The organism is Paenibacillus sp. MCAF9 (genome assembly GCF_052114265.1).
Lineage (GTDB): Bacteria > Bacillota > Bacilli > Paenibacillales > Paenibacillaceae > Pristimantibacillus.
The window spans coordinates 150,355-172,632 of sequence record NZ_JBFREL010000010.1 but is presented as its reverse complement, the minus strand read 5'-3'; the positions used below and the strand labels follow the sequence as shown (position 1 = coordinate 172,632).

Annotated in this window: 20 protein-coding genes; 16 read left to right on the top strand and 4 right to left on the bottom strand. The window is 45.9% G+C overall.

What is annotated here, in order from left to right; translation table 11 throughout:
- The first annotated feature begins 104 nt into the window (after nt 1-104).
- The 6 genes from AB4Z45_RS18135 to AB4Z45_RS18110 all read left to right on the top strand — a co-directional run bounded on the left by AB4Z45_RS18135 (nt 105) and on the right by AB4Z45_RS18110 (nt 6,675).
- Nucleotides 105-554 (top strand): SRPBCC family protein, encoded by a 450-nt coding sequence (locus AB4Z45_RS18135; protein WP_430055861.1) that lies wholly within the window; start codon nt 105-107, stop codon nt 552-554.
- A 469-nt stretch (nt 555-1,023) separates the two neighbouring features.
- Nucleotides 1,024-1,803 (top strand): Cof-type HAD-IIB family hydrolase, encoded by a 780-nt coding sequence (locus tag AB4Z45_RS18130; RefSeq protein WP_430055858.1) that lies wholly within the window; start codon nt 1,024-1,026, stop codon nt 1,801-1,803.
- A gap of 282 nt (nt 1,804-2,085) precedes the next feature.
- Complete coding sequence (locus AB4Z45_RS18125) at nt 2,086-3,849, top strand: ABC transporter ATP-binding protein (RefSeq protein ID WP_441910619.1); 1,764 nt, start codon at nt 2,086-2,088, stop codon at nt 3,847-3,849.
- Nucleotides 3,846-5,636: an ABC transporter ATP-binding protein gene (locus AB4Z45_RS18120; protein ID WP_441910618.1), complete on the top strand. Its 1,791-nt coding sequence runs from the start codon at nt 3,846-3,848 to the stop codon at nt 5,634-5,636. Before AB4Z45_RS18125 ends, AB4Z45_RS18120 begins: the two co-directional genes overlap by 4 nt.
- A 13-nt stretch (nt 5,637-5,649) precedes the next feature.
- Nucleotides 5,650-6,186, top strand: coding sequence for a GNAT family N-acetyltransferase (locus AB4Z45_RS18115; protein WP_441910617.1), 537 nt, complete (start codon nt 5,650-5,652; stop codon nt 6,184-6,186).
- Between the two features lie 105 nt (nt 6,187-6,291).
- Nucleotides 6,292-6,675: a GNAT family N-acetyltransferase gene (locus AB4Z45_RS18110; protein WP_076268532.1), complete on the top strand. Its 384-nt coding sequence runs from the start codon at nt 6,292-6,294 to the stop codon at nt 6,673-6,675.
- 228 nt (nt 6,676-6,903) lie between these two features.
- On the opposite strand, the gene AB4Z45_RS18105 is transcribed toward AB4Z45_RS18110, so the two are convergent.
- Genes AB4Z45_RS18105 through AB4Z45_RS18095 form a run of 3 tightly spaced genes read right to left on the bottom strand, consistent with a single transcriptional unit; the run spans nt 6,904 to nt 10,156 of the window.
- Entirely contained in the window at nt 6,904-7,425 is a 522-nt protein-coding gene (locus AB4Z45_RS18105) for a GNAT family N-acetyltransferase (protein ID WP_441910616.1), read from the bottom strand.
- Between the two features lie 17 nt (nt 7,426-7,442).
- On the bottom strand, nt 7,443-9,602 hold the full coding sequence (locus AB4Z45_RS18100) for an ABC transporter transmembrane domain-containing protein (RefSeq protein WP_441910615.1): 2,160 nt from the start codon (nt 9,600-9,602) through the stop codon (nt 7,443-7,445).
- Between the two features lie 23 nt (nt 9,603-9,625).
- The gene (locus AB4Z45_RS18095; protein ID WP_441910614.1) at nt 9,626-10,156 is read right to left on the bottom strand and encodes a hypothetical protein; all 531 of its coding nucleotides are present in this window, start codon (nt 10,154-10,156) and stop codon (nt 9,626-9,628) included.
- Nucleotides 10,157-10,331: 175 nt separating this feature from the next.
- On the opposite strand from AB4Z45_RS18095, the gene AB4Z45_RS18090 reads away from it, so the two are divergent.
- The 10 genes from AB4Z45_RS18090 (at nt 10,332) to AB4Z45_RS18045 (ending at nt 21,770) form a co-directional block, all read left to right on the top strand.
- Nucleotides 10,332-11,150: a protein-glutamine gamma-glutamyltransferase gene (locus AB4Z45_RS18090; protein WP_441910613.1), complete on the top strand. Its 819-nt coding sequence runs from the start codon at nt 10,332-10,334 to the stop codon at nt 11,148-11,150.
- Nucleotides 11,151-11,298: 148 nt separating this feature from the next.
- Nucleotides 11,299-11,979 (top strand): response regulator transcription factor, encoded by a 681-nt coding sequence (locus tag AB4Z45_RS18085; RefSeq protein WP_076268528.1) that lies wholly within the window; start codon nt 11,299-11,301, stop codon nt 11,977-11,979.
- Nucleotides 11,976-13,352: a sensor histidine kinase gene (locus tag AB4Z45_RS18080; protein WP_441910612.1), complete on the top strand. Its 1,377-nt coding sequence runs from the start codon at nt 11,976-11,978 to the stop codon at nt 13,350-13,352. Before AB4Z45_RS18085 ends, AB4Z45_RS18080 begins: the two co-directional genes overlap by 4 nt.
- Nucleotides 13,353-13,577: 225 nt before the next feature.
- A complete protein-coding gene (locus AB4Z45_RS18075) occupies nt 13,578-14,444 on the top strand; it encodes an AraC family transcriptional regulator (RefSeq protein WP_076268526.1) in 867 nt (288 codons plus the stop codon).
- A gap of 143 nt (nt 14,445-14,587) precedes the next feature.
- Nucleotides 14,588-15,541: an ABC transporter permease gene (locus AB4Z45_RS18070; RefSeq protein WP_441910611.1), complete on the top strand. Its 954-nt coding sequence runs from the start codon at nt 14,588-14,590 to the stop codon at nt 15,539-15,541.
- Nucleotides 15,542-15,563: 22 nt separating this feature from the next.
- Nucleotides 15,564-16,457, top strand: coding sequence for a carbohydrate ABC transporter permease (locus tag AB4Z45_RS18065; protein ID WP_076268524.1), 894 nt, complete (start codon nt 15,564-15,566; stop codon nt 16,455-16,457).
- Nucleotides 16,458-16,516: 59 nt separating this feature from the next.
- On the top strand, nt 16,517-18,166 hold the full coding sequence (locus AB4Z45_RS18060; RefSeq protein ID WP_441910610.1) for an extracellular solute-binding protein: 1,650 nt from the start codon (nt 16,517-16,519) through the stop codon (nt 18,164-18,166).
- Between the two features lie 149 nt (nt 18,167-18,315).
- Nucleotides 18,316-19,311, top strand: a complete 996-nt coding sequence (locus tag AB4Z45_RS18055; protein WP_441910609.1) for an N-acetylglucosamine kinase — start codon at nt 18,316-18,318, stop codon at nt 19,309-19,311.
- Entirely contained in the window at nt 19,296-20,600 is a 1,305-nt protein-coding gene (locus AB4Z45_RS18050) for a 6-phospho-beta-glucosidase (protein WP_441910608.1), read from the top strand. Before AB4Z45_RS18055 ends, AB4Z45_RS18050 begins: the two co-directional genes overlap by 16 nt.
- Nucleotides 20,601-20,783: 183 nt before the next feature.
- Nucleotides 20,784-21,770, top strand: a complete 987-nt coding sequence (locus tag AB4Z45_RS18045; protein ID WP_441910607.1) for an oxidoreductase — start codon at nt 20,784-20,786, stop codon at nt 21,768-21,770.
- A 70-nt stretch (nt 21,771-21,840) separates the two neighbouring features.
- Here AB4Z45_RS18045 and AB4Z45_RS18040 read toward each other — a convergent pair whose 3' ends face one another.
- On the bottom strand, nt 21,841-22,263 hold the full coding sequence (locus tag AB4Z45_RS18040; protein ID WP_076268519.1) for a DUF4395 domain-containing protein: 423 nt from the start codon (nt 22,261-22,263) through the stop codon (nt 21,841-21,843).
- Between the last annotated feature and the right edge of the window lie 15 nt (nt 22,264-22,278).

The following is a 22,278-nucleotide window of genomic DNA, read 5'->3' as shown; positions in this document are numbered from 1 at the left end:
CTATTAATCAATTTGTCGCGTTTTTACAATACGATCCTAGCAGATAGTTTTATACTACGAGTAGAAAGCATCAACCATTTTAAATAGAAAAAGGAGTGCAACACATGGAGTTTAAATATGAGTTTTATATTGGTGCAGCGCCCGAGAAGGTATGGGATGCATTCGTATCGCCTGAGGGAACGCGTCAAACATTTTTTGGCTGTATTATTGAATCAACTTTCGAAGTAGGCTCATCGCTTAAATATGTTGGGCCAGGTACGGAAGGCGATGAAACCGTTCATATTTATGGTACTATTTTAGCATATGAGCCAAGCAAAATACTTAGCTTTTTGGAGCATCCAGGTCCTTCTTATCGGTCGAATCATGCAGAGTTGGAGTCAAGGATCACTTTTACGCTAGAAGAGGTTGGGGCTACGACGAAGCTGACTTTGGTTAATGACCAATTTACTGAAGACCATCCTTCGATTCCAACGACGGATAGTCAGTGGTGGATGATTCTAAGCAATTTGAAAACCTTTGTTGAGACGGGCAAGGGATTGGATTATGGTTGGTAACGATATTGAAAAATTTAGTAGCATCAGCAGCCGCTGGTGCTATTTTTTTGTTGAATTCGGTAAACGCTTGTCGAAACTCTCAACAGCAATAAGGTCAACGGACATGGGATGCGTTATTTTGCGGAATTCCCCTCTAATTGCTTAGCTTACGGACATATAGGCCCTTATTTGGGTTAAAAAGCTGATTTGACACCCCAATCCGCCCGATTAGCGTATCGTATGTCCGTTACCCCGCCACTTTTGCCTTTATTTCATGAAATAGCGGATCCTATGTCCGTTAGATGATAAGTGGCATGCTGCACCACTGCACACTGCACACTGCACGCTGCGCGCTGTGAGGCATGTCTTTCAATGGCGGGTAGAGCTTGCAAAATAAGGCGAAAGATTTCTTTTCATGGCTTAATTCTTTATACTGTATAAAAAGGACAGGCGTCATACGTCTGCGACTACGGATAGGAGAGAGCAGAGAATGGGGTATAAAATCGTTTTTTTTGATATCGATGGCACGCTGATTAATGAGCATAAGGAAATTCCGGCAGATACGATCAAAGCTATTGCGGAGCTGAAGGAAAGTGGAGTGGAGCCGGTTATTGCAACAGGAAGAGCGCCTTACTTTATAAAGCCGCTTGCTGAGCAGCTCGGCATCGAGTCATTCGTATGTCTAAACGGCGGATATGTTGTGTACAAAGGAACTCCGCTATATAGACGAGAGATCGAAAAAGGCCGTTTGGAGCGACTTGTAAAGGTTGCAGCTGAGCATAACCATGGACTCGTATTTGAAGGGGAGCATAACTTTTTTGCGGACAAAGAGGATCATCCCTTTATTATAGATTCGGTAAATTCATTAAAGGTAGATCTGCCAGGCTATAATCCGGAATTTTGGAAAACGGACGATATCTTCCAAGTGTTTCTACACTGTGAGAGCCACGACGAGCATCTGTATGATGGATTGCATGATGAGCTGAAGCTTATTCGCTGGCACCCTCAAGCGATTGATGTTCTTCCCGCAGGCGGTTCCAAAGCTCAAGGAATTGAGGCATTGCTCGAGAAACTCGGCTATACGACTGCCGATGCGGTCGCTTTTGGCGATGGCTTGAATGATATTGAAATGCTGGAGACAGTAGGCCTAGGCATCGCAATGGGCAACTCGCATCCAGACCTGCTGCCATTCGCAGATTATGTGACAACGCATGTGGATGATCAGGGGATTCGCAACGGGTTAATCAAAGCTGGCTTGTTAAAGGGATAAGACTAAGATTGTGTGAATATATGCAAAAATAGAAGTAAACAAAAAAAGCTGGCGCGTACTTATAGCGTTAGCTTTTTCTTATTAGTAGCCACTTGAATCTACATCCTCAGATAGAAACGGCGGAATCCTTTGGCTTCCTTTTTAGCCCCTTACCTGTTATAACCTTTAATAATCGCTTTCTGTGCTAAGCGGCTATAACTGTTCTTTACCTTGCCACCAGTCCTCTCCTCATTTTAAGATAAATATGAAATATATGGATGGTGTGTTTGGAGGCAATAGAAAATGAATATCCCCATTAAACAATATTGGAGACTGTTAAGCACTTATTTAAAGCATGAGCGGCACAAGCTCGTTCTGCTCTCTGTACTGCTGCTTGCCAGCATTGGTTTGCAGCTTTGGAATCCGCAAATCATACGGCATTTTATTGATAGCGCGCTGCAGCCTGGCATTCAGATTAATGATCTTATCGGTAGCGCTTTGCTGTTCATTACGGTTGCGCTTATGCATCAGCTCGCTAGCGTTTCCTCAGGCTATATTGGAGAACAAGTCGGCTGGACAGCAACGAATGAGCTAAGAGGTGATTTGGCGAAGCATTGCTTGCACCTCGATCAGAGCTTTCATAAGGAGAGAACGAGCGGTGAATTAATTCAGCGGATCGATGGCGATGTGAATGAGCTGTCGCATTTTTTCTCCAATTTCATATTTGTGTTGGTTGCGAATCTGCTGCTCATAGCAGGTGTACTCGTATTGATGTTCCGCGAGGATTGGCGCTTAGGGGCAGGCATGACGGTTTTCGTCGTACTGACGATATTCGTGCTTCAACGAATACGAACGGCTTTTTCGCCTTTTTGGGTGAAATCAAGCGAAGTACAAGCGGAGTTTTATGGGTTTGTTGGCGAGCATTTGGTGGGAACAGAGGATACACGCGCAAATGGAGCAAGCGAATTTGTGATGAGGCGATTTCATGGACTGCTCCGCAAAATATTTCCGATTACGCTGAAAGCAAGCATAGGCGGATATTCGATGTGGGTATCCACTATTTTTGTATTTACGCTTGGCCGATCACTTGCATTATTATATTGCGCATATTTGTGGACAACGGGTTCGATGAGCCTCGGCACGATTTATTTGGTCTTTACGTATACCGAGCTGCTCAATCATCCGCTTGAGCAAATCCGTACACAAATTCAAGATTTACAACGGGCGGATGCTAGTATTGTAAGGGTTAGCGGGCTATTCGCTACGGAGTCTAAGCTAAAAGAGAAAGAGATAGCGGCTGATATGCCTGAAGGCGCGCTTTCAGTAAGCTTTTCGAATGTCGCATTCGCTTACACAGATGAGGACGGGGACGGGGAGCGAGTGCTCCACGATGTCAATTTTAAACTTCAGCCCGGTCGAGTGCTCGGTTTGCTTGGACGAACGGGGAGCGGTAAAAGTACCTTGGCCAGACTGCTTGTTCGTTTCTATGATGTGAAAGCAGGGTCTATTGAGCTGGGCGGTACAGATATTAGGGATTATACGCTGGCTGATTTGAGAGGCCGAATCGCGATGGTATCTCAAAATATTCAGCTGTTTCAAGCGACCGTGCGAGATAATCTCACGCTTTACGATCCAACGATTTCGGATGAACGGCTGCATGATGTATTAGAAGATTTAGGGCTGGGTGCCTGGTTAGCTTCGCTTCGCGAAGGGCTTGATACTCAGCTGGCCTCAGGAGGAAGCGGTTTGTCGGCTGGAGAAGCGCAGCTGCTTGCATTTGCTCGTGCTTTTCTCTCTAACCCGGGTCTCGTCATTCTTGATGAGGCGACTTCAAGGCTCGATCCTGCTACGGAAGCGCATATTGAGAGGGCAATCGATAAGCTGCTAGAAGGGCGCACTGCCATTATTATTGCCCACCGGCTTGCCACAATTAAACGAGCGGATGACATCCTAATTTTAGATGCTGGAACGCCCGTGGAATCCGGCAATCGATCGCAATTAGCGGCTGATCCAAGCTCAAGGCTATACCAATTACTGCAAACCGGCGCTGTGGAGGTGCTTGTATGAACAGCAAAGAAATGACAACGGTGCAAGCGATGTGGCGGCTTATTTGCTATCGCCCGGTTCTCTATTCTGCCAATGCTATCCTTTGGGCGACCATTCATCTATTCCCGCTGCTGCCCGGCTTAATCATTCAGCAATTTTTTGATTCGCTCACAGGTCATGCCAGCTGGTCGCTTAGCGCATCAAATCTAGCCATCTTGTTAATGGCTGTAGCTGTCGCGAGAATCGTTACGATCTATGCGGGTGCTTTGACGGATACGATCCACCGCTTTAGCATGGGCTCTTTGCTTCGGTGGAACATGCTGCGCTGGATTTTGCGTCAGCCGGCAGCGGCGGCCATTCCGATCTCGCCAGGCGAGGCCGTTACACAATTTCGAGACGATGCCAATCAAGCAGAGGATGCCATCAGCTGGACGCTTGATTTCATTGGCAAATTGTTATTTGCGGCAGCGGCAATCTTCATTTTACTGCGGGTTAACGTCAGCATTACTTGTTATGTATTTCTGCCGCTTGTACTCGTTGTATCGGTCACCCAGCTTGCTTCCAAGCGCCTGCAGGCCTACCGTGCCACCAGCCGCGATGCGACGGGCAAAGTCACGGGTATGGTCGGTGAAATGTTCAGCTCGGTGCAGGCCATTCAACTTGCTGGCGCGGAGAAACGGTTTATCGACAGACTTCGCTTATTGAATAAACAGCGCAGGCAGGCTGCGCTTAAGGATCGATTATTCACATCTATACTTGATTCGGTATTTTCTAATATCGTGAATATAGGAACAGGATTTATTTTGCTGCTGGGCGCTTCTGCAATGCAGCGCTCGGAGCTGAGCGTCGGTGACTTTGCATTATTCGTTTATTATTTAACGTTCGTGACCGATTTCACAGCGTTTTTTGGCAGATTTTTAGCTACGCTGCAGCAAACAGGCATTTCGTTTAAGCGAATGGTGCAGCTGTTGCAAGGCGCATCAACCGAAAAGCTTACCGAGCATACCCGCTTGCAGCTGGGCGGTGCATTTCCTGAAAACGATCGCGCTTCAAAGGAGCATGAGGAGGCTCCATTTCGTACGCTTTCAGTACGGGGACTCAGCTATCGGTATAAGGATTCCGGCAGAGGAATTGAAGATATAAGCATGGAGCTGACAAGAGGCAGCTTCACCGTTGTAACGGGGCGGATAGGTTCTGGCAAAACAACGCTGCTCCGCTCTGTGCTTGGGCTGCTGCCTCCTCAGGCGGGAGAAATTTGGTGGAATGACGAGCGCGTAGCAGATCCGGATTCTTTTTTTGTTCCGCCGCGCAGCGCCTATACCTCGCAGGTTCCTAATTTGTTTAGCGAAACGCTTGAAACGAATATTTTCCTTGGTATGCCAGATGTACCAAGCCGCACGCAGAAAGCCATTCACACCGCTGTGCTGGACAAAGATATTTTGCAGCTTGAGCATGGACTCGAAACGATGATTGGGCAACGCGGCGTGAAGCTGTCTGGCGGTCAAGCACAACGTACAGCGGCTGCCCGCATGTTCGTTCGTGAGCCGGAGCTGCTCGTATTTGACGACTTATCGAGCGCGCTGGATGTGACGACAGAGAAGCTGCTTTGGGAACGAGTGGAACAGACGCCGCATGCGGCATGCCTGATTGTTTCCCACCGCAAAGCCGCTTTGCAACGTGCCGATCATATTATCGTCATGAAAAATGGGAAAATAGAAGCGCAAGGCAGTCTACAGCATTTGCTTGCGGTTTCAGCGGAAATGAGATTGTTATGGGAAGAAGAAAATATGGAAGCAGCAGAAGAGTAAGGGGATGATCAAAATGCGTGAAGACATGCAAATAAGAGCGATGGAAAGTGATGATGTCAATGTCATTTTTCATGCGATTGAACATCAAGATATTAGTAAGCGATTAGATTATATTGCAAGATGCTGGGAAGAAAATAAAACGGGACAGCGCGTCACCCTTGTCGCTTTCTACGAGGGTCAGTTCGCTGGATGGCTGCATCTGCTGTCACAATCGTATTACCCTTATTTTCAGCAAAAAAACATTCCTGAAATAAACAATTTTGATGTAATCCCAGCCTTGCGGCGCAAGGGGATTGGAAATGCTTTGATGGATGGCATTGAGCAGATTGCATTTGAAAAATACGGAATTGTTGGCATCGGTGTAGGGCTCTACCCTAGCTATGGCAGTGCACAGCGCATTTACGCTCGCAGAGGCTATATTCCTGACGGTAGAGGGATTTCGTACGAGAACGTTATTGTAAAGCCCGGCAGCATGGTTCGTCTCGATGATGAACTGGTGTTGTACATGGTGAAGGAAGCGCCTAATTCCTCTTCGGAAAATAGCAAATAGATTGCCCATACGATTCATTGTTCCTCTATCGGGGTAAGAAGTAGTAGACCGATAGCTTGACCACAAGAAGCTATAACTAACAGCTTTCTAGGAGGTGCAGCAACAATGGATACAGATAGAGACTTGTATGGCGAAGTAGAAGAGGAAATATTGGCACAAAAGCAAGGAAACAGCTACGTTCTGACAACAACCAAAGGAACGATCGGTAAGATCACTTACACGATGGTCGACGTAGACACCTGGGTCATTGACCACACATATGTGGATGGCGATTATCGTGGCCAGCATTTGGGGCGGCAGCTGCTTGACTTTGTAGTAGAAGAGGCTAGGGAGAAGGGGAGGCGGATTATTCCTTCTTGCTCCTATGCGTTAGCCGAGTTCAAGCGGAATCCCGCATATGAGGATGTATGGGATAAAACAAACACGGAATATTCCGATTCGTACAGCTCCAGCGGAGCGGGTGCAGCAAGCGGCGGTTTGTCCAACTAATAAGCAATAAAAAAGAGCTGTCTACCTACAAAGGTGGATGGCTCTTTTGCTGCCTATAACGATTACTTCGCAGTAGTTACTCGAGCTTGTTCATTCAGCTTAAGCAGGTTTGAAAATTGAAGAGGTTTGCGGTCGTTTTTATTGTTTAGATCTACTCTTGGTGGATACATATATAGGCCTCCTTTGCTAATACGATAGTTTCACAGTAACATATGGAATAAAGTGGAGTCAATTGTCATTTTTTGTTCGATTTAAGTAGTGAAGAAGTTGGTTGAAATCAGTGGAATAGGCATTTTCTATTTCATGGTACCCATCTCTTTGTCCTACTATAGTCGCAAATTTGGAATAAAGTCTGTTCAGATAGGCATGGCTTGCAAGCGCGTGAAATTCAAATGTCCTGACCTTCGGATTCTCAGCGGCGATATGGTTTGCTAGAAAACGAAAGCCGTTAATGAACAATCGGCCGCTTCGATAGGCGTCGTTTATAATGACGGAATCTACGAAAGCAATTTCCCCTTCGCGAACAGGCTCATATTCCGTAGACAAATATCTATAATGCGCCCATCCAATCGTGTCGCCCTCCAGGCTCAGGATTAGCATTACTTTGGATTGCTGTATAGACTGTAAAATATGATATAAGGTATCCGGAAGCGAAAACTTGCTGCTGAAATCGGTGCGATGCCTGATGAAATATAGGGCATACTGTGCTAAATCAGCATCATTCTTACAAACGCGGTACTGCGCAAGCATCGATAAGCAGCCTCCTTCTATTTTCGTTCCTTCAGCGTTTGCCTGACTCGGTTATTGATTTCAGGATGTTTAGATAACACGTAATGAAGCCCTTTCCTCTGCAAGGTAAGGAACACGCAAGGCGTAATGGCTGTGATATCGGCTGTGCGCGGCACATTGTTAAGCAAAGCAATTTCGCCAAAATGGTCTCCGTCCTCTAATATGGCAAGTCGAAGCTTTCCATCAATCGCATTTGCGTCCTTGCGTGATACTTCAACCCGGCCGCGTGCAATCAAGTAAAATTTCTCACCCTGATCACCGGCATGAATAACAGGTTGGCCTGCGCTAAATGTCTCCGTGTTGAACAGACTTCTAATTTCTTTCAGTACTTCGTTATCAATACCTTGAAAGAAAGGAAGCTTTGCGAGCCTTTCCTCATCAATATCAGCTTCCTGCCCGCTATTTGAAATCAGCATACCATTCTGCTTTTCCCATAATTGTTTATAATAGCCTCCGCGTGCAAGCATTTCTTCGTGAGTCCCAATGTCGACCAGCTCACCTTTATCAAACACAAAAATGCAATCTGCACCTGTTATAGAAGATAAACGATGAGTAACGGTTATTACGGTTCGATTGCGTGACAAATCCCTAAATGTCCGGTTAATAGATGCCTCAGCTATCGGGTCTAGCGCAGAGGTAGCTTCATCCAACAATAATAGTTGGGGATCTTTTAATATCGCGCGAGCAATGGCGAGCCGCTGCCGCTGCCCTCCAGACAAATTAGACCCATCATCCAGCACCAGCGTATCGTAACCATTTGGCAGCGTCATGATGAACACATGAATTTCAGCTTGTTTGGCAGCTTCTATGATTTCTTCCCTCGTTGCCGTTGGTTTGCTGATGCGAATATTGTCCATAATGGAACCTCGAAAGAGAAAGTTATCTTGAAATACAACGCCGAGCTGATCTCGGTAAGAGCTTCGACTTAGTTCCTGCATGGGAATACTATTGATTTCGAGTTGACCTGCACTTGGGTCATAGAAGCCCAGCACCAGCTGTACGAGCGTGCTCTTGCCAGAGCCGCTAGAGCCTACGAATGCAGCTGTTGTTCCAGCTTTAATATGTAAATTAATTTTTTTAAGTGCTTCCTGCTCCTCGTTATAGCGAAAGGAAACGTCTGAAAAGCGAATATCCGGCAAATGATTTAGGGGGCTCGTCATAAGTGCTTTGCCCGTTGTTTCCTTAGGCGCTTGCAGCAGCTTGTTCATTCGCTCAATGCTGACGGAAGCATCCGTAAAGACTGGAATCGTTGCGGTTAAATTAAAAACGGAATTTCCCATTGAAGTATACATCGTAAAAAAGGCAACCAAAGCCCCGATCGTAATATGCCCGTGAAGTGCGAGATAAGAGCCAAGCCCAATAATGGATAAATTGATCAGGAGTAAGCTGATCAGCGGAATTCGCTCCAGCTGAGCGTTAATTACATTTTTTCGATAGTGAATGAGGTACATCGTTTGCAGTCTGCCCACAAATTTATGTGTCATCGCCTGCTGAAGATTAAAACCTTTGACTACTTTTTGCGCTCTAATGTTTTCCTGTATGTCGCCTGTTAAATGATCGAGTTGCTCCTTATGAGCGACGTTAATGGCTTGAGCGCGAGCGCCCAGCAAGTAAGGACCGGCAAAAATAAGGGCTGCCCCAAACAATATGGCTAGTGCCATGCTCCACTGCAAATAAAATAAAACCGCGGTGCTAATGACTACAACGGAAAAAGATTGTATTCCTACCGTCAGAATTGCATTCATTGCTCGCTCAATGGCAGGAAGATCGACTGTGAAATAGGAGAGCAGCTCACTTGAGCGCGTCTTCTGGAAGAAAGCGAGGTTCACTTGCTGCATATGCTCAAATAATTGCTTGCGCAAATCCTGCTGCACCCTTGCACTCAGCTTGGCAAGAGCATAATCGCTGAAAACGCCAGCGCTGAGGCAGAAGATGCCGCTAGCCGCCAGAATGATGATGATAAGTGAAAAGGCATGCAGGTCCTTAGGAAGGATGGCTTTGTCGATTAGAAATTGAAAGCTCAGTGGCGCTAGTGACATGAAGATGAGATCCAAAAATAGCGTAACGAAAAAAAATATAGCCAGAGGCTTGTAGGCACGCATATAGCCTGCTAAGTGCTTAAGAACAATAAATACCATGACGGATTGTGCTCCTTCTGAGCTTAGAAATAAATTTCATGAGGGTATTTCATCACATCATCGTGCCATTGGGTGAAATCCATTACATACTCTTCAATAACGCCATGATCCGTATCCTGAACCGCCACTTTCCTGGCTGACTTCGCGCAAAGGCGCTGAAGATTCGGCTGTGCGGGTATCCAGAACCGAAGCTCTGTAACAGGCTGTTTCAACTGGGCTAAGTATTGAGCGAGAAACTGTGAAGCCTGGAGAAACAATCGGGTGCTTCGATAGCTTTCCTTAATAAAAACCGTCTGAATCTGAACGATATGCTCATTTTCATAGTTTTGATCTCCGGTGCCGTGTATGTACCCTATTGCGCCTATGATTTCATCATCGGGATTGCGAAATAGAATAGATTCTTTATCCATAAACAGAGGGCTTGAAAGATAGCTGAGAGAGACCGGAAAGGAATAGGGCAGGTTTAGCTGCACGAAATGCTCCAGCAAAAAAGTGATGTAGGCCTCTTGATACTTGGCAGTAGAGCAAATATTGAAATAATAGCTCATAGGCATAATTACCTTCCTTCAAAATACTAGCCAAATTATACCATGATCTGACAATGAACAGAAGATTGATTGTATATTCGACAACATTTGCAGCGCTCTTATTCCACATCTATGCTCACATTTTTTCAATTTACACGTACAATAACCTAATCGATTTGGAATGAAATGGAGGGAAACTAAGGTGATACTTGTTGCGGGTAGTCCTACGTTTTCGATTAATCCTTTGACGTTATCGGAGATTGAACGAAAAATACTGCAAGAGAAGCAGAAGAGCCAGGTTGTCTATCGCTATCCATCGGTTGATGCGCTCGAATTTGAGCTGAAAACGCGCATGCATACGGTTGAAGCAGCCAAAGCGCTTTATGCCAGTGGAGTGAGCTTTGCGACCTTTGCAGGGTCAAAATGCAATGAGCAATACTGGACGCGTACGGAAAACGGCGGCTTTCAGCTAAAGGGAGGCGTACTGCCTTCGGTTGGCATTAACGATATTTTTGAAAATGGACATTTGTACGGCTTTGAATGCGCAGGCGCCATTATCATTATCTTTTATAAGGCAGTGCTTGATACGGTTGGCGATGCCGTGTTCAACGCTTATTTTAAAAACCTGTTCTTAAGAGACTGGCAATACGACCGTGATTTAAGCTTAATAACTACCTATGATAAAAATGAAGCCTACTCCGGCGACGCGCTCTACTTCAAGAATCCTCAGCATGATCCGGATACACCGGAATGGCAAGGTGAGAATGTCATCATGCTGGATGATGATTTGTATTTCGGCCATGGCATCGGCATTGAATCCGGCCAAGATATTATTAATGCTCTGAATCGCATGCGCTTTGAGAATGCCTCTATATCTGCGTACTTGCAGGATATTGTGGTCCATCCAGATTATGAATACTTGCGCGGCTTAAACGTTAGGGACGTTTGGTGGGACGGGGCAAGCGGTTCCGAACAGCTTGGCATTGCGGCAAGAATAGGCACGGGTTCGGCTATTTATTAAAATGATTCGTGTCTTTGGAAATGGTGAAAAGACACCTGTAGGAGATGCGTTTGCTGCCTCTCGAATACAGGTGTTTTCGCTTCGTGTGCATGGAGGAGTATAATGGAAACAGCTATGATAAATATGATCATTTGTAGGGAGCAAGCCAATGAGAATGCATGTGTTAATTGTAGATGATGATCCTTCCATTCGGGAACTTTTGCGTTTTGTTTTGGGCAAAGACGGCTATGTCGTTCTCGAAGCGGAAAATGGACAAGCAGCGTCCATCTTGCTTGAGAATGAACAGGTGCATCTTGCTGTCGTCGATATTATGATGCCCGGTAAAAATGGGTACGAGCTGTGCCGCGAAATCAGAGAGCATTATGACATTCCCGTTATGATGCTGACTGCAAGAGCGGAGATGGAGGACAAGGAGCAAGGGTTTGACTCCGGGACGGACGATTATTTAGTTAAGCCGTTTGAGCCAAAGGAGCTTTTGTTTCGCATAAAAGCGCTGCTGCGCCGCTATCGGCTTGTATCCTCTGAGGTTATCAAGCTCGGGAACGTCTCCATTGATCGAAGAGGGTATGAAATTAAAATAGGCGATGAAGTGATAACCCTGCCGCTGCGGGAATTCGAGCTGCTGTCACAGCTTGCAAGCCACCCGGGCCGCATTTATACACGGGAACAGCTCATTCAGCTCATCTGGAGCGCGGATTTTAAAGGAGACAGCCGCACGGTTGACGTTCATATCAAACGGCTGCGCGAGCGCTTCGCGGATTGTCAGGACGATTTCACGATAACAACGATCAGGGGTCTCGGCTATAAGCTGGAGGTGCATGAGGGATGAAGTCGCTGTATGTTCGAATTGTGTTCACGTTTGTGATGGTCGCTATGATTAGCCTCATTCTAGGCTTGCTATTTACGGGGCTGTACTACCAAAATAATCAGCAATCCAGCAATGAGCAAAAAATGATCGCGATCGCTCAAAACATCAGCACCCAATATGAGCAAAATCCGCAAATGGATCTGGACAGCTATCTGACGCATATTGCAGCACTTGGCTTTCAAATTTATTTGGTTCGTGACCATTTGCAAGGACAAGCCTATGGCTCGCCGTTCAAGCATGGAAAGCTGAGCGAGCAGCAAATGCAATCGGTGCTGGACGGAGCTATTTATCGGGGGCTGGAGGAGCAGAAGGGACGGCTTGAGCTGTTCTCTTATTTCAAAAATAGTGTTTTGAACACAGCAGGTATGAGAGTTCAGACGCAGGATGGATATGCAGCGCTGTTTATCCGCCCTGACTTGCAGCAGCAAATTGGCGAAATACGTATTATTGCAGCGATATTAATCGGCGCTACCTTCGTCATTAGCTTGCTGTTAATTGTGTTCCTGTCGCGCCTCATTGTGAAGCCGGTCAATGAGCTTACCAGAGCAACGAAAAAGATCGTTGCAGGTGATTTTGAAGCGGGGCTGCAGCTCTCGCGCAAGGATGAGATCGGCGAGCTGGCACGCAACTTCTCGGTGATGTCGGTGGCGATTAAGCAGCTGGATCAGATGCGGCAAGAATTTGTGGCGAATGTTTCGCATGAATTTCAGACGCCGCTTACATCCATGCAGGGATTAGCCCGGGCTGTGCTCGATAAGGAAACGACGCCGGAGCAGACGGACAGCTATATGGCCATTATAGAAAAAGAAAGCAAGCGTCTATCCCGCATGAGCAAGCAGCTTCTAACACTTGCTGCGCTCGACAAGGATAATAAGCCGCTCCATAAGACAAGCTTTCGTTTAGACGAACAGCTGCGCCAGCTGTTAATTACACTCGAGTGGCAATGGTCGGAGAAAAATTTACATTTGGAGCTTGAGCTGCCGGATACGACGATCCATGCTGATCAAGAATTGCTCTATGAGGTGTGGTTAAACCTGATTGCCAATAGCATTAAGTTTTCGGATGCAGGCAAGCCGATCAGCATTAAAATAGTGGAAAGCGACGTCATTACAGTTGTCATCGAAGATCAGGGAACAGGCATATCGGAGGATGATCTCCCATTCATTTTTGACCGTTTCTATAAGGCAGACAAAGCTCGCAATGATGCTGCTTCAGGCAGCGGGCTTGGACTCTCTATCGTGCAGAAATTGGTGGCTTTGCATCAAGGCAGTATCGATATTCAAAGCAAGCTGGCAGTTGGAACAACGGTTACCGTTACCCTTCCGCGAGCATAAGTTTTTATGTCATTATCGTTGTCAATATAGAAAATGCCTCATTCCTTTGAATATAAGGGGAATGAGGTATTTTTATTTTGTAAATATGTATCTTTTATGTGAGGTTATTCGGTTGCGAATCTTGTAACATGTATAAAAAAAGGTTTTTAATTGTTTAATCTTATGTTAGTTTTATGTCATTTACATGCTTTGTGAAGCTCATTTTCATGCCGAGGAGTGGTTTTTATGACAGAGTTGTTAAATATGGATATTCCGAAAGAAAAGCTCATATTGGCTAAGCATTATCCCATTCAAGTATTGGAAACGATAGGCGTCAATGCGACCTATCAGAAGCTTCATTGGCATGATGTGCTTGAAATCAATTTAATTAAATCAGGAACCGGCTATTACATCATTAACGGGCAAACATTTGAGTTTCAAGAGGGTGATATTTTGCTTATTAACTCGAATGATTTGCACTGCGCTTACGAAACCAAGGATTTGGTCATGCAAGTGATCTGCTTTGATGCTTCTTGGCTGCTAAATATTGTCCGTTATGATTCAGAAATTTTGCATCCCTATAAGGAAATGGGGGTCCATTTCACTAATTTGCTGGACCGCAATGAGCCTCATATGAACGAGCTTAGAAGCCTGCTTCTTGAAATTCAGGATGAACATGATCAGGAGCAAACCTCTTACGGTTCTTTGGTTTATTCAAATTTAATCCGCTTTCATGCATGCGTAAATCGTTACTTCCGCAGAGAGGGGTTAAATCGGGGAAAGGACAGCATCGGCGCAAGGCAGCTGGACAAAATGCGCAAGGTCATTTACGACATGCAAAAAAACTTTGCATATCCATGGACGCTTGAGGAACTCGCAGGACTTGTTTACTTAAGCCCCTCCCGTTTTAGCGATATTTTCCGGCGTACAGTAGGGACGCCTCCGCTGCTTTATTTGATTCATATTCGCTTAGAGCATGCCGTCATGCTGCTCGAAACCAGCGATATGAAAATTACAGAAATCGCACTGGAATGCGGTTTTCGCAGCTTATCTAATTTCAACCGTTTATTTAAGAAGCATATCGGCTCCTGCCCGAAAATCGCAAGAGGCTAAATCATATGGAAACAGTAAGATAGTGTTAGTTATCAATCGTTTAAGAGGAGAATCAACACAGCGGAAAAGATAAAATAAACACATGACGAATGGATAACGCATTTATGTTACTTTAACTAACATTAGAAAAAAAGGGGGGGAGCATGCTGCAAACAGATCTACAAACCAAACAGCATGTGTACAAGCAGCCCGGGCAGACGAAACGCTTTATCAAACAATGGGATATTCAGCTCATGGTTATACCAGCGTTGCTCTTCATTTTTGTCTTTAACTACATTCCCATGTATGGGGTGCTGATGTCCTTTCAGGATTACAGCATTTTCAAAGGGTTCATGCACAGTCCGTGGGTAGGGTTTAAACATTTTGAAATGTTTTTTAATGCCCCCGAGTTTTGGGTGGTTATGCGAAATACACTCGTCATCAGTTTGCTGAAGCTGGGCATTGGATTTCCAGCGCCAATCCTACTGGCACTGATGCTGAATGAGATTAATAACCGTACGTTTAAACGAATTATTCAGACGGTTAGCTATTTGCCTCATTTCTTGTCATGGGTTATCGTATCGGGCTTCGTTATATCGATGTTATCCACCGATAACGGCAGCTTAAATATGCTGCTGGAATCCATGAATCTCATTAAAGAGCCAATCAACTTCTTATCCTTGCCGGAGTATTTCTGGGCGATCCTTGTCACAACCGGTGTTTGGAAGGAAATTGGCTTTGCTTCTATCGTTTACTTAGCTGCTATTGCAGGCATTAACCCGCATTTGTATGAGGCGGCTTCAATTGATGGAGCCAGCAGAGTGAGACAAATTGTTACGATTACGATTCCATCGATTATGCCCGTTGTTGTTGTGTTCTCGATATTAGCAATTGGCAACCTGTTGAATGCCGGATTTGAAGATATTTTGCTGCTAGCTGGGAACCCGGTGCTGCGCGACGTAAGTGATGTTATCGATACTTATGTGTATAGGCTGGGTATTCAAAATTCCCGTTTCTCTTATGCAACGGCTGCCGGTCTATTCAAAGCAATTATTAGCGTCGGCTTATTAGCAGGAGCAAACTATTTGGCTCGCCGGTCAGGCAACAGCTTGTGGTAAAGAGAGAAAGGACGGCGAAACGATGAAATTATCCTTTGGCGACAAAACATTTATGGCAGTCAACTATTTTCTATTGTTTGTGTTAGGCTTCACAGCCTTCTATCCATTCTGGAATGCTGCAGTGATATCCTTTAATGCGGGAACCGATACGATGCTTGGTGGAATCACATTTTGGCCGCGCGTCTTCTCGCTAGACAATTATGAGGTCGTTTTCAAGGACAAACGACTTATAGATGGATTTATTATTTCTATTCTTCGTACGGTCATAGGTACGCTCCTATCCATTGCAGCAACAGCGATTTTTGCTTACGGAATGAGTAAGCGGAATCTAGTTGGACGAAAGTATTACATGATCTTTTGCGTGTTGACCATGTACTTTAGCGGCGGCTTAATTCCAAGCTACCTGCTCATTCGTGAGCTTCATTTGATGAATTCGTTCTGGGTTATGATCATACCGGGAATTATCAGCGTATGGAACATGATCATATTCCGGACCTTCTTCCTTGGCATACCGAATGGACTCGAGGAATCGGCACAAATTGACGGCTCCAGCAACTGGGGCATCCTGTTTCGCATTGTACTTCCTCTATCGGGGCCTGTCATTGCAACGCTTTCGTTGTTCACGGCGGTGTATCACTGGAATGATTGGTTTTCACCGAGTCTTTATATTTCGGATATTAACCTATTGCCGATTCAAACGAAGCTGCAGCAAATATTGAACTCCAATATTATGCTGGAGCAAATGTCCCAAATGGATTCAGCGGCACAAGGCCGAATGAGTGCAATGAAAGCGGTAACTTCAAAGTCGTTATCCATGGCAACCATGATGGTGGCGACCGTTCCGATTTTATGTGTGTATCCTTTTGTACAAAAGTATTTCGTGAAGGGTGTTCTCGTTGGTTCTTTGAAGGAATAACCAAGGGTTTAAAGCGTCAGCTTTAACCATAGATAGACAAGCAGAAGGGAGTTTAAGCGATGGCTAAATTCAGTAAAGCTTTTCATGCAGCATTGTCAATCACACTTGTCGTTGTACTTGCACTAACAGGATGTTCAAGCAATAATGGGGCGAATTCCGGGGTAAAGGAAGGAACCGACAACAAGCCGGATTCAAGCAAAGCTGCGTTTGTGCTGGGGGATCAACCGCTCGAGTTTTCTTTTTACGGCCATTATGATTGGTATACGATGCCTCCTTGGGGCGACGATTTATCGACGAAATGGATTAAGGAGAATAAGAAAGTAAATGTGGTGCCAATCAGCTCAGGAGGCAATGCAAAACAAAAGTTCAACACGATGATTGTAGCGGGAGAGCTGCCTGATGTGATCTGGATGGAGCGCAACGCAGACGTAGAGAAGCTGCGCTCGGAAGGAATGCTCGTTGCTTTTGACGATTACTTAGATAAATATCCGAATTTGAAGAAATGGGCTGGTGAGGCTACGCTTGATATGCTTCGCTCATCCGACGGCAAGCTGTATCAGTTTCCGAACTGGTATACGACGCAGCCTAATGGCAATGCAGGTTATTTGGTAAACAAGAAGATCCATGGTGAGCTTGGCAAGCCGAGCTTGGAAACAACGGATGATCTTTATGCTTACTTGAAGCTGGTGAAAGAGAAATATCCGGATGTAGTCCCTCTGGAAGTAGGCCAAAGCGCTTCGGGTATCGATATTATGGCATCCGCTTTTGCTGAAAACCGTCCTTATACGTACAATGCAATGATGGCTGTACCGTCAGGAGATAAGCTGGTATCGATCTTTACAGATCCTGTCTACCGGGAATCGATTCAATACGCAAGCAGATTATACCGTGAAAGACTGATTTCGCAGGATAGCTTTACGCAAAAGGCGGAGCAGGTCGAGCAGAAGATTGTAACGGGAAAAATAGCGGTTTACGCGGCTTCCAGCCCGACGGAGTATGGTGCGAAGGGCAATGCGCTATTGGCGGCCAAGGACCCAAGTGCGGGGTATTTCATCACATGGCCGGTTCATAAAGCGGGACTTGATAAAAACAAAATATTCCCTGGCGATTACAAGCAGCTAGGCTGGAACGTCAGTGTCATTACAAAAGCGGCCAAAAACCCAGAAGCGATCTTCGCATTTTTGGATTGGTTCACGGGTCCAGAAGGACAGCGCCTAAGTATGTGGGGACCAGAGGGGATTTATTGGGACGGAGTGGATGCTGATGAAGCGCCATTGTTCACCGATAAGTTTGTAAATGACGTGGAAGAGCGCGAGGCATTAATGGCTTCAATCGTTAACTTTCAATGGGTAGGAAATACGGTATATGTAGACAACTCGAAGATGAAGTTTGAATCCACGCTGCCTGTGGAGAAACGGAGCTGGGAAACGTACTGGCAATCGGAAATTACGTGGAAAACGCAGCTCGATACGACAGAGTTCGTTAACTTGGACCCTGCTGGAGATACAGATGAGGGAATCGTTGGTTCAAGCGTATTTTCAATCTATGAGAAGTCGAGAGCAAAAGCAATTATGAATGCATCCTCCGATGCGGAAGTTAATCAAATTTTGGATAAGGCTGAAGCCGATGCACAGCAAGCTGGTTATGAGAAGCTTTTGAAATACAAGACAGAGAAGTGGCAAGAGAACGTAAGCAAATTAAAAAAATAGTGTTTTTAATTACAGGCTAGCTGGCTTCAACTGCAGCAGTGGGATTGGAGGCTATATTCTCTATTGTTCATGCTAAAGCGATTAGTTTGCATGCATGGCGAGAAGAGAATAGCCTTCAAAACCAAGTATTCGCATGGGAGAGAATATAATTGACATATTATTTGGGTGTGGATGGTGGAGGCAGTAAAACGATCGCAGTTGTATGTGACGATATGGGGAGGGTTGTGGGCGCTAGTGAGAGCGGCTGCGGCAATCATCAATTAGGAGTAGAGCTTGCTAGAAGCAATATTCAGGCTGCTGTTATCCATGCCATGATGCATGCGAAGGTAACTGAGGAGCAAATTGCGTATGCGGTATTTGGTTTGGCGGGAGCAGATCGCGAGGCTGACTTTCAAATATTAAGGCCGATGATCGCGAAGCTTGGGTTTGAAAACTACGAGATCGTTTGCGATACGGTAATCGGTCTGAGGGCCGGTACAAAGCAGCCGGATGGGGTTGTTGTCATTTGCGGCAGCGGGACAAACAGCTTTGGCGTTAATCGCTATGGCGAGAGCTTGCAATGCGGCGGATTCGGTTATGCTTTCGGTGATTTTGGCGGAGGAAGCTTGCTGGCAGTGGAGGTTTTTCGTTCAGTTATACGCTCATGGGAGGGCAGAGGGCAAGCTACCTTGCTTACGGATCTGACCCTTGAACAACTAGGCTACGACACCGTTGAAAATATGTTCCACGACTACTTGAATCAGGGCAGGATGATTCCTCACCAGCTTGCGAAGCTGCTGTTTGAAGCGGCGGAGCAAAAGGATGAGGTAGCTTGCAGCATTCTGCAGAGGCAGGGTGAGGAGCTTGGCATGACGGCGAGTGCTGTCATTTCGAAGCTGAATATGAATCATGATGTATTTGATCTCGTTATGGTTGGCAGTGTGCTGACCCGCGGCGACAGCCGCTACGTTGCGCCTTATTTGGAGGAGCATGTGAAACGGGCAGCTCCAAATTGCAGCTTGACCGTGTTGACGATGGAGCCTGTGGCAGGCGCAATTTTATTAGCTATGGATAAAACGACTTCTTCTATTGAAGAGTCTGTATATGCTTGTTTACAACAATGTTTATCAGTGAAGGAGGCGCAAGCAGAATGGGTGATCGATTAAAGGTAGTCGTTATTGGCGGAGGATCTTCTTATACGCCAGAGTTAATTGAAGGTTTTATATTAAATTATGCGACCTTTCCTGTGGCGGAAATTGTGCTAGTAGACATACCGGAGGGACGGAATAAGCTGGCTATTGTCGGTCAGCTTGCCAAACGCATGATTGAGAAATCAGGCTTGCCTATTAAGCTGGATTTGACGCTGGATCGACGTTCGGTGCTGGCGGATGCTGACTTTGTAACGACGCAAATGCGTGTCGGCCGATTGGAAGCGCGCGGCTGGGATGAGTCTATTCCGCTCAAATACAATATGATTGGGCAGGAGACGACGGGTGCAGGCGGGATGATGAAAGCTCTGCGCACCATTCCTGTTCTTCTTGAAATCTGCAAGGATATGGAGGAGCTTTGCCCAGAGGCATGGCTGCTTAATTTCACCAACCCGGCGGGCATGGTTACAGAGGCTATCCATAAGCATTCACGCATCAAATCGATTGGGCTATGCAACTCTCCAATAGCTGCATATAAATGGCTGTCATCGTTGTACCAAGTACCGATAGAGCAAATCCAATGCGAATTCGCTGGGCTTAATCACCTGCACTGGATTAGCTCCATTACTGTTAATGGCGAATCCAAGCTGGATGAGCTCTTGAATAACCAAGACGGGTACTCCGCCAAAAATGTACCTCAATACGCTTGGAATGGCAGTTTGCTTCGTTCATTGCGAGCAATTCCGTCCTATTATTTAAAATATTTTTATTTGCAGCGCGAAATCTTGGCCGAGCAGCAAGCAGCGGCTGCCAAAGGTGAAACGCGGGCGGAGACGGTTCAGCGGCTTGAGGACGAGCTGTTCGAAATTTACAAGGACCCGAATCTGTCTGAGAAACCAAAGCAGCTTGAACAGCGCGGCGGTGCTTATTATTCGGAGGCGGCTGTAAAGCTGATGAACTCGCTATATAACGACAGCGGTGATATTCAAACGTTAAACGTGCCAAATCAAGGGGTGCTGGACTTTCTGCCGGATGACGCTTGTATTGAAGTAAACTGTGTCGTTACGAAGGAAGGTCCAATTCCGCAGCCTGTAGCTATTGTGCCAGCGGCGGCGAAAGGACTCATTCATGCTGTGAAAGTGTATGAGCAGCTGGCTATTGAGGCAGCTGTATCCGGCAATAGGGATACGGCATTGCTGGCACTCGCGCATCACCCGCTCGTTGATTCAACGAATGACGCGCAGCGTATGCTGGATGAAATGCTGGAGCAGAACAAAGCGTATTTGCCGCAGTTTTTTGCAGAGTAAGCAGAATATGAATGAACGAAGACGTCTTCGCCAAATAGGGTGAGAGACGTCTTTTTTTGCGTTTAGCAAGCTCAGTCGCAATCGCCCGCAATAACTGTTACATTAGAATTAAAATATGAGTTAGGCATAGGTTCCGTATAATTTCAGCTTGTTTATAAGCCTATATAATGGAGGGTTGCGTATATGTCATCTTTTAAAGCGCTTGTGATTAACAAAGTAGAAAATGAGATTATCGCAAACACGCAGCAGTTGGACTTAAACGATTTGCCGCAGGGTGAATTGCTTATTAAGGTTGCGTATTCCAGTGTGAATTACAAAGATGCGTTAGCTTGTTTGCCTAATGGCGGTATTGTAAAAAGCTATCCTTTTGTACCGGGTATTGATTTGGCGGGTACGGTTGTATCGAGTGAAGATGAGAGATTCCAAGAGGGCGACGAAATTGTGGTCACGGGATTTGGGCTCGGCGTCAATCATTTCGGCGGTTTTAGCGAATATGCCCGTGTGCCTGCGGAATGGACAATTAAGCTGCCGCAAGGTTTGTCGATGAAGGAAGCCATGATACTGGGGACGGCAGGTTTTACTGCGGCATTGTCCGTATATGAGCTTGTGCAAAATGGCATTCGGCCTGAGGTTGGTCCTATTCTCGTTACTGGTGCAACTGGAGGAGTAGGCAGTATTGCTGCTGCAATTGCGGCTAAGCTTGGGTATGAGGTGGCAGCGAGCACGGGGAAGCTGGATAAGCAGCAGTATTTGCTTGATTTAGGCGTGAAGCGAATTCTGCCTAGAGAAGAGCTTCTATCTGGTTCCAAGCAGCCTCTGGACAAGCAGATATGGGCAGGAGCTATTGATTGTGTGGGCGGGGAGACATTAACCGCGGTGCTGTCTCAATTAAAATATGGCGGCGCCGTAGCGGCGAGCGGTTTGACAGGCGGAGCGGGCCTTTCAATGACCGTATACCCTTTTATCATAAGAGGAGTACGGCTGATCGGTATTGATTCTGTCATGGCAGGGATGGAGATTCGCAGCAAAATATGGGCGCTATTGGCTGATGCCTATAAGCCAAGTATGCTGGGCGAACTATTCTCGGAAATTAGTCTGGACCAGGTGAGCGACCAGGTAGCTACTCTCTTGAATGGGCAAGCCAAAGGCAGAGCCATTGTAAAGCTATAATGATAAAAAAGAGCAATTGCCCTCATGCAGGCAATTGCCCTCATGCAGGCAATTGCTCTTTTTGTTAAAGCTAACCGCGTTTTAATCTCCGTGCGCGGAATTGCTTGTATTGAAAATAGATCGTGCAGCCGATGCAAAATCCGAGAATGGCGGCTAGCGCAGCAGCTCCCATCATTCCAGCAAATATATAACCAGCTGCAGACCAGCCGAGCATAAAGCTAAGCAGCGAGAAGGTGAGGAAACCTACACCTAGAGAGTTGTTGAAGCGCTGCAGCTCAGCTGCTTCTGTTTGTGCGGAAGAAATTCGTCCGTTTAGGAAGGGGCGAGCCGCAATAATGAATAAATTAGCTTTGGGACCGAAAATAAGTCCAATTATTTGAATAATCCAAAGTGCTGCAATAAGCCAAGGCAACTGCAGGCCTATCGCAAGAAGAAGTACGGCAACGATACCGACTTGATTACTTCGAACAAATGGAATGGGAATTTCCTTCATTATAAAAACCAACTT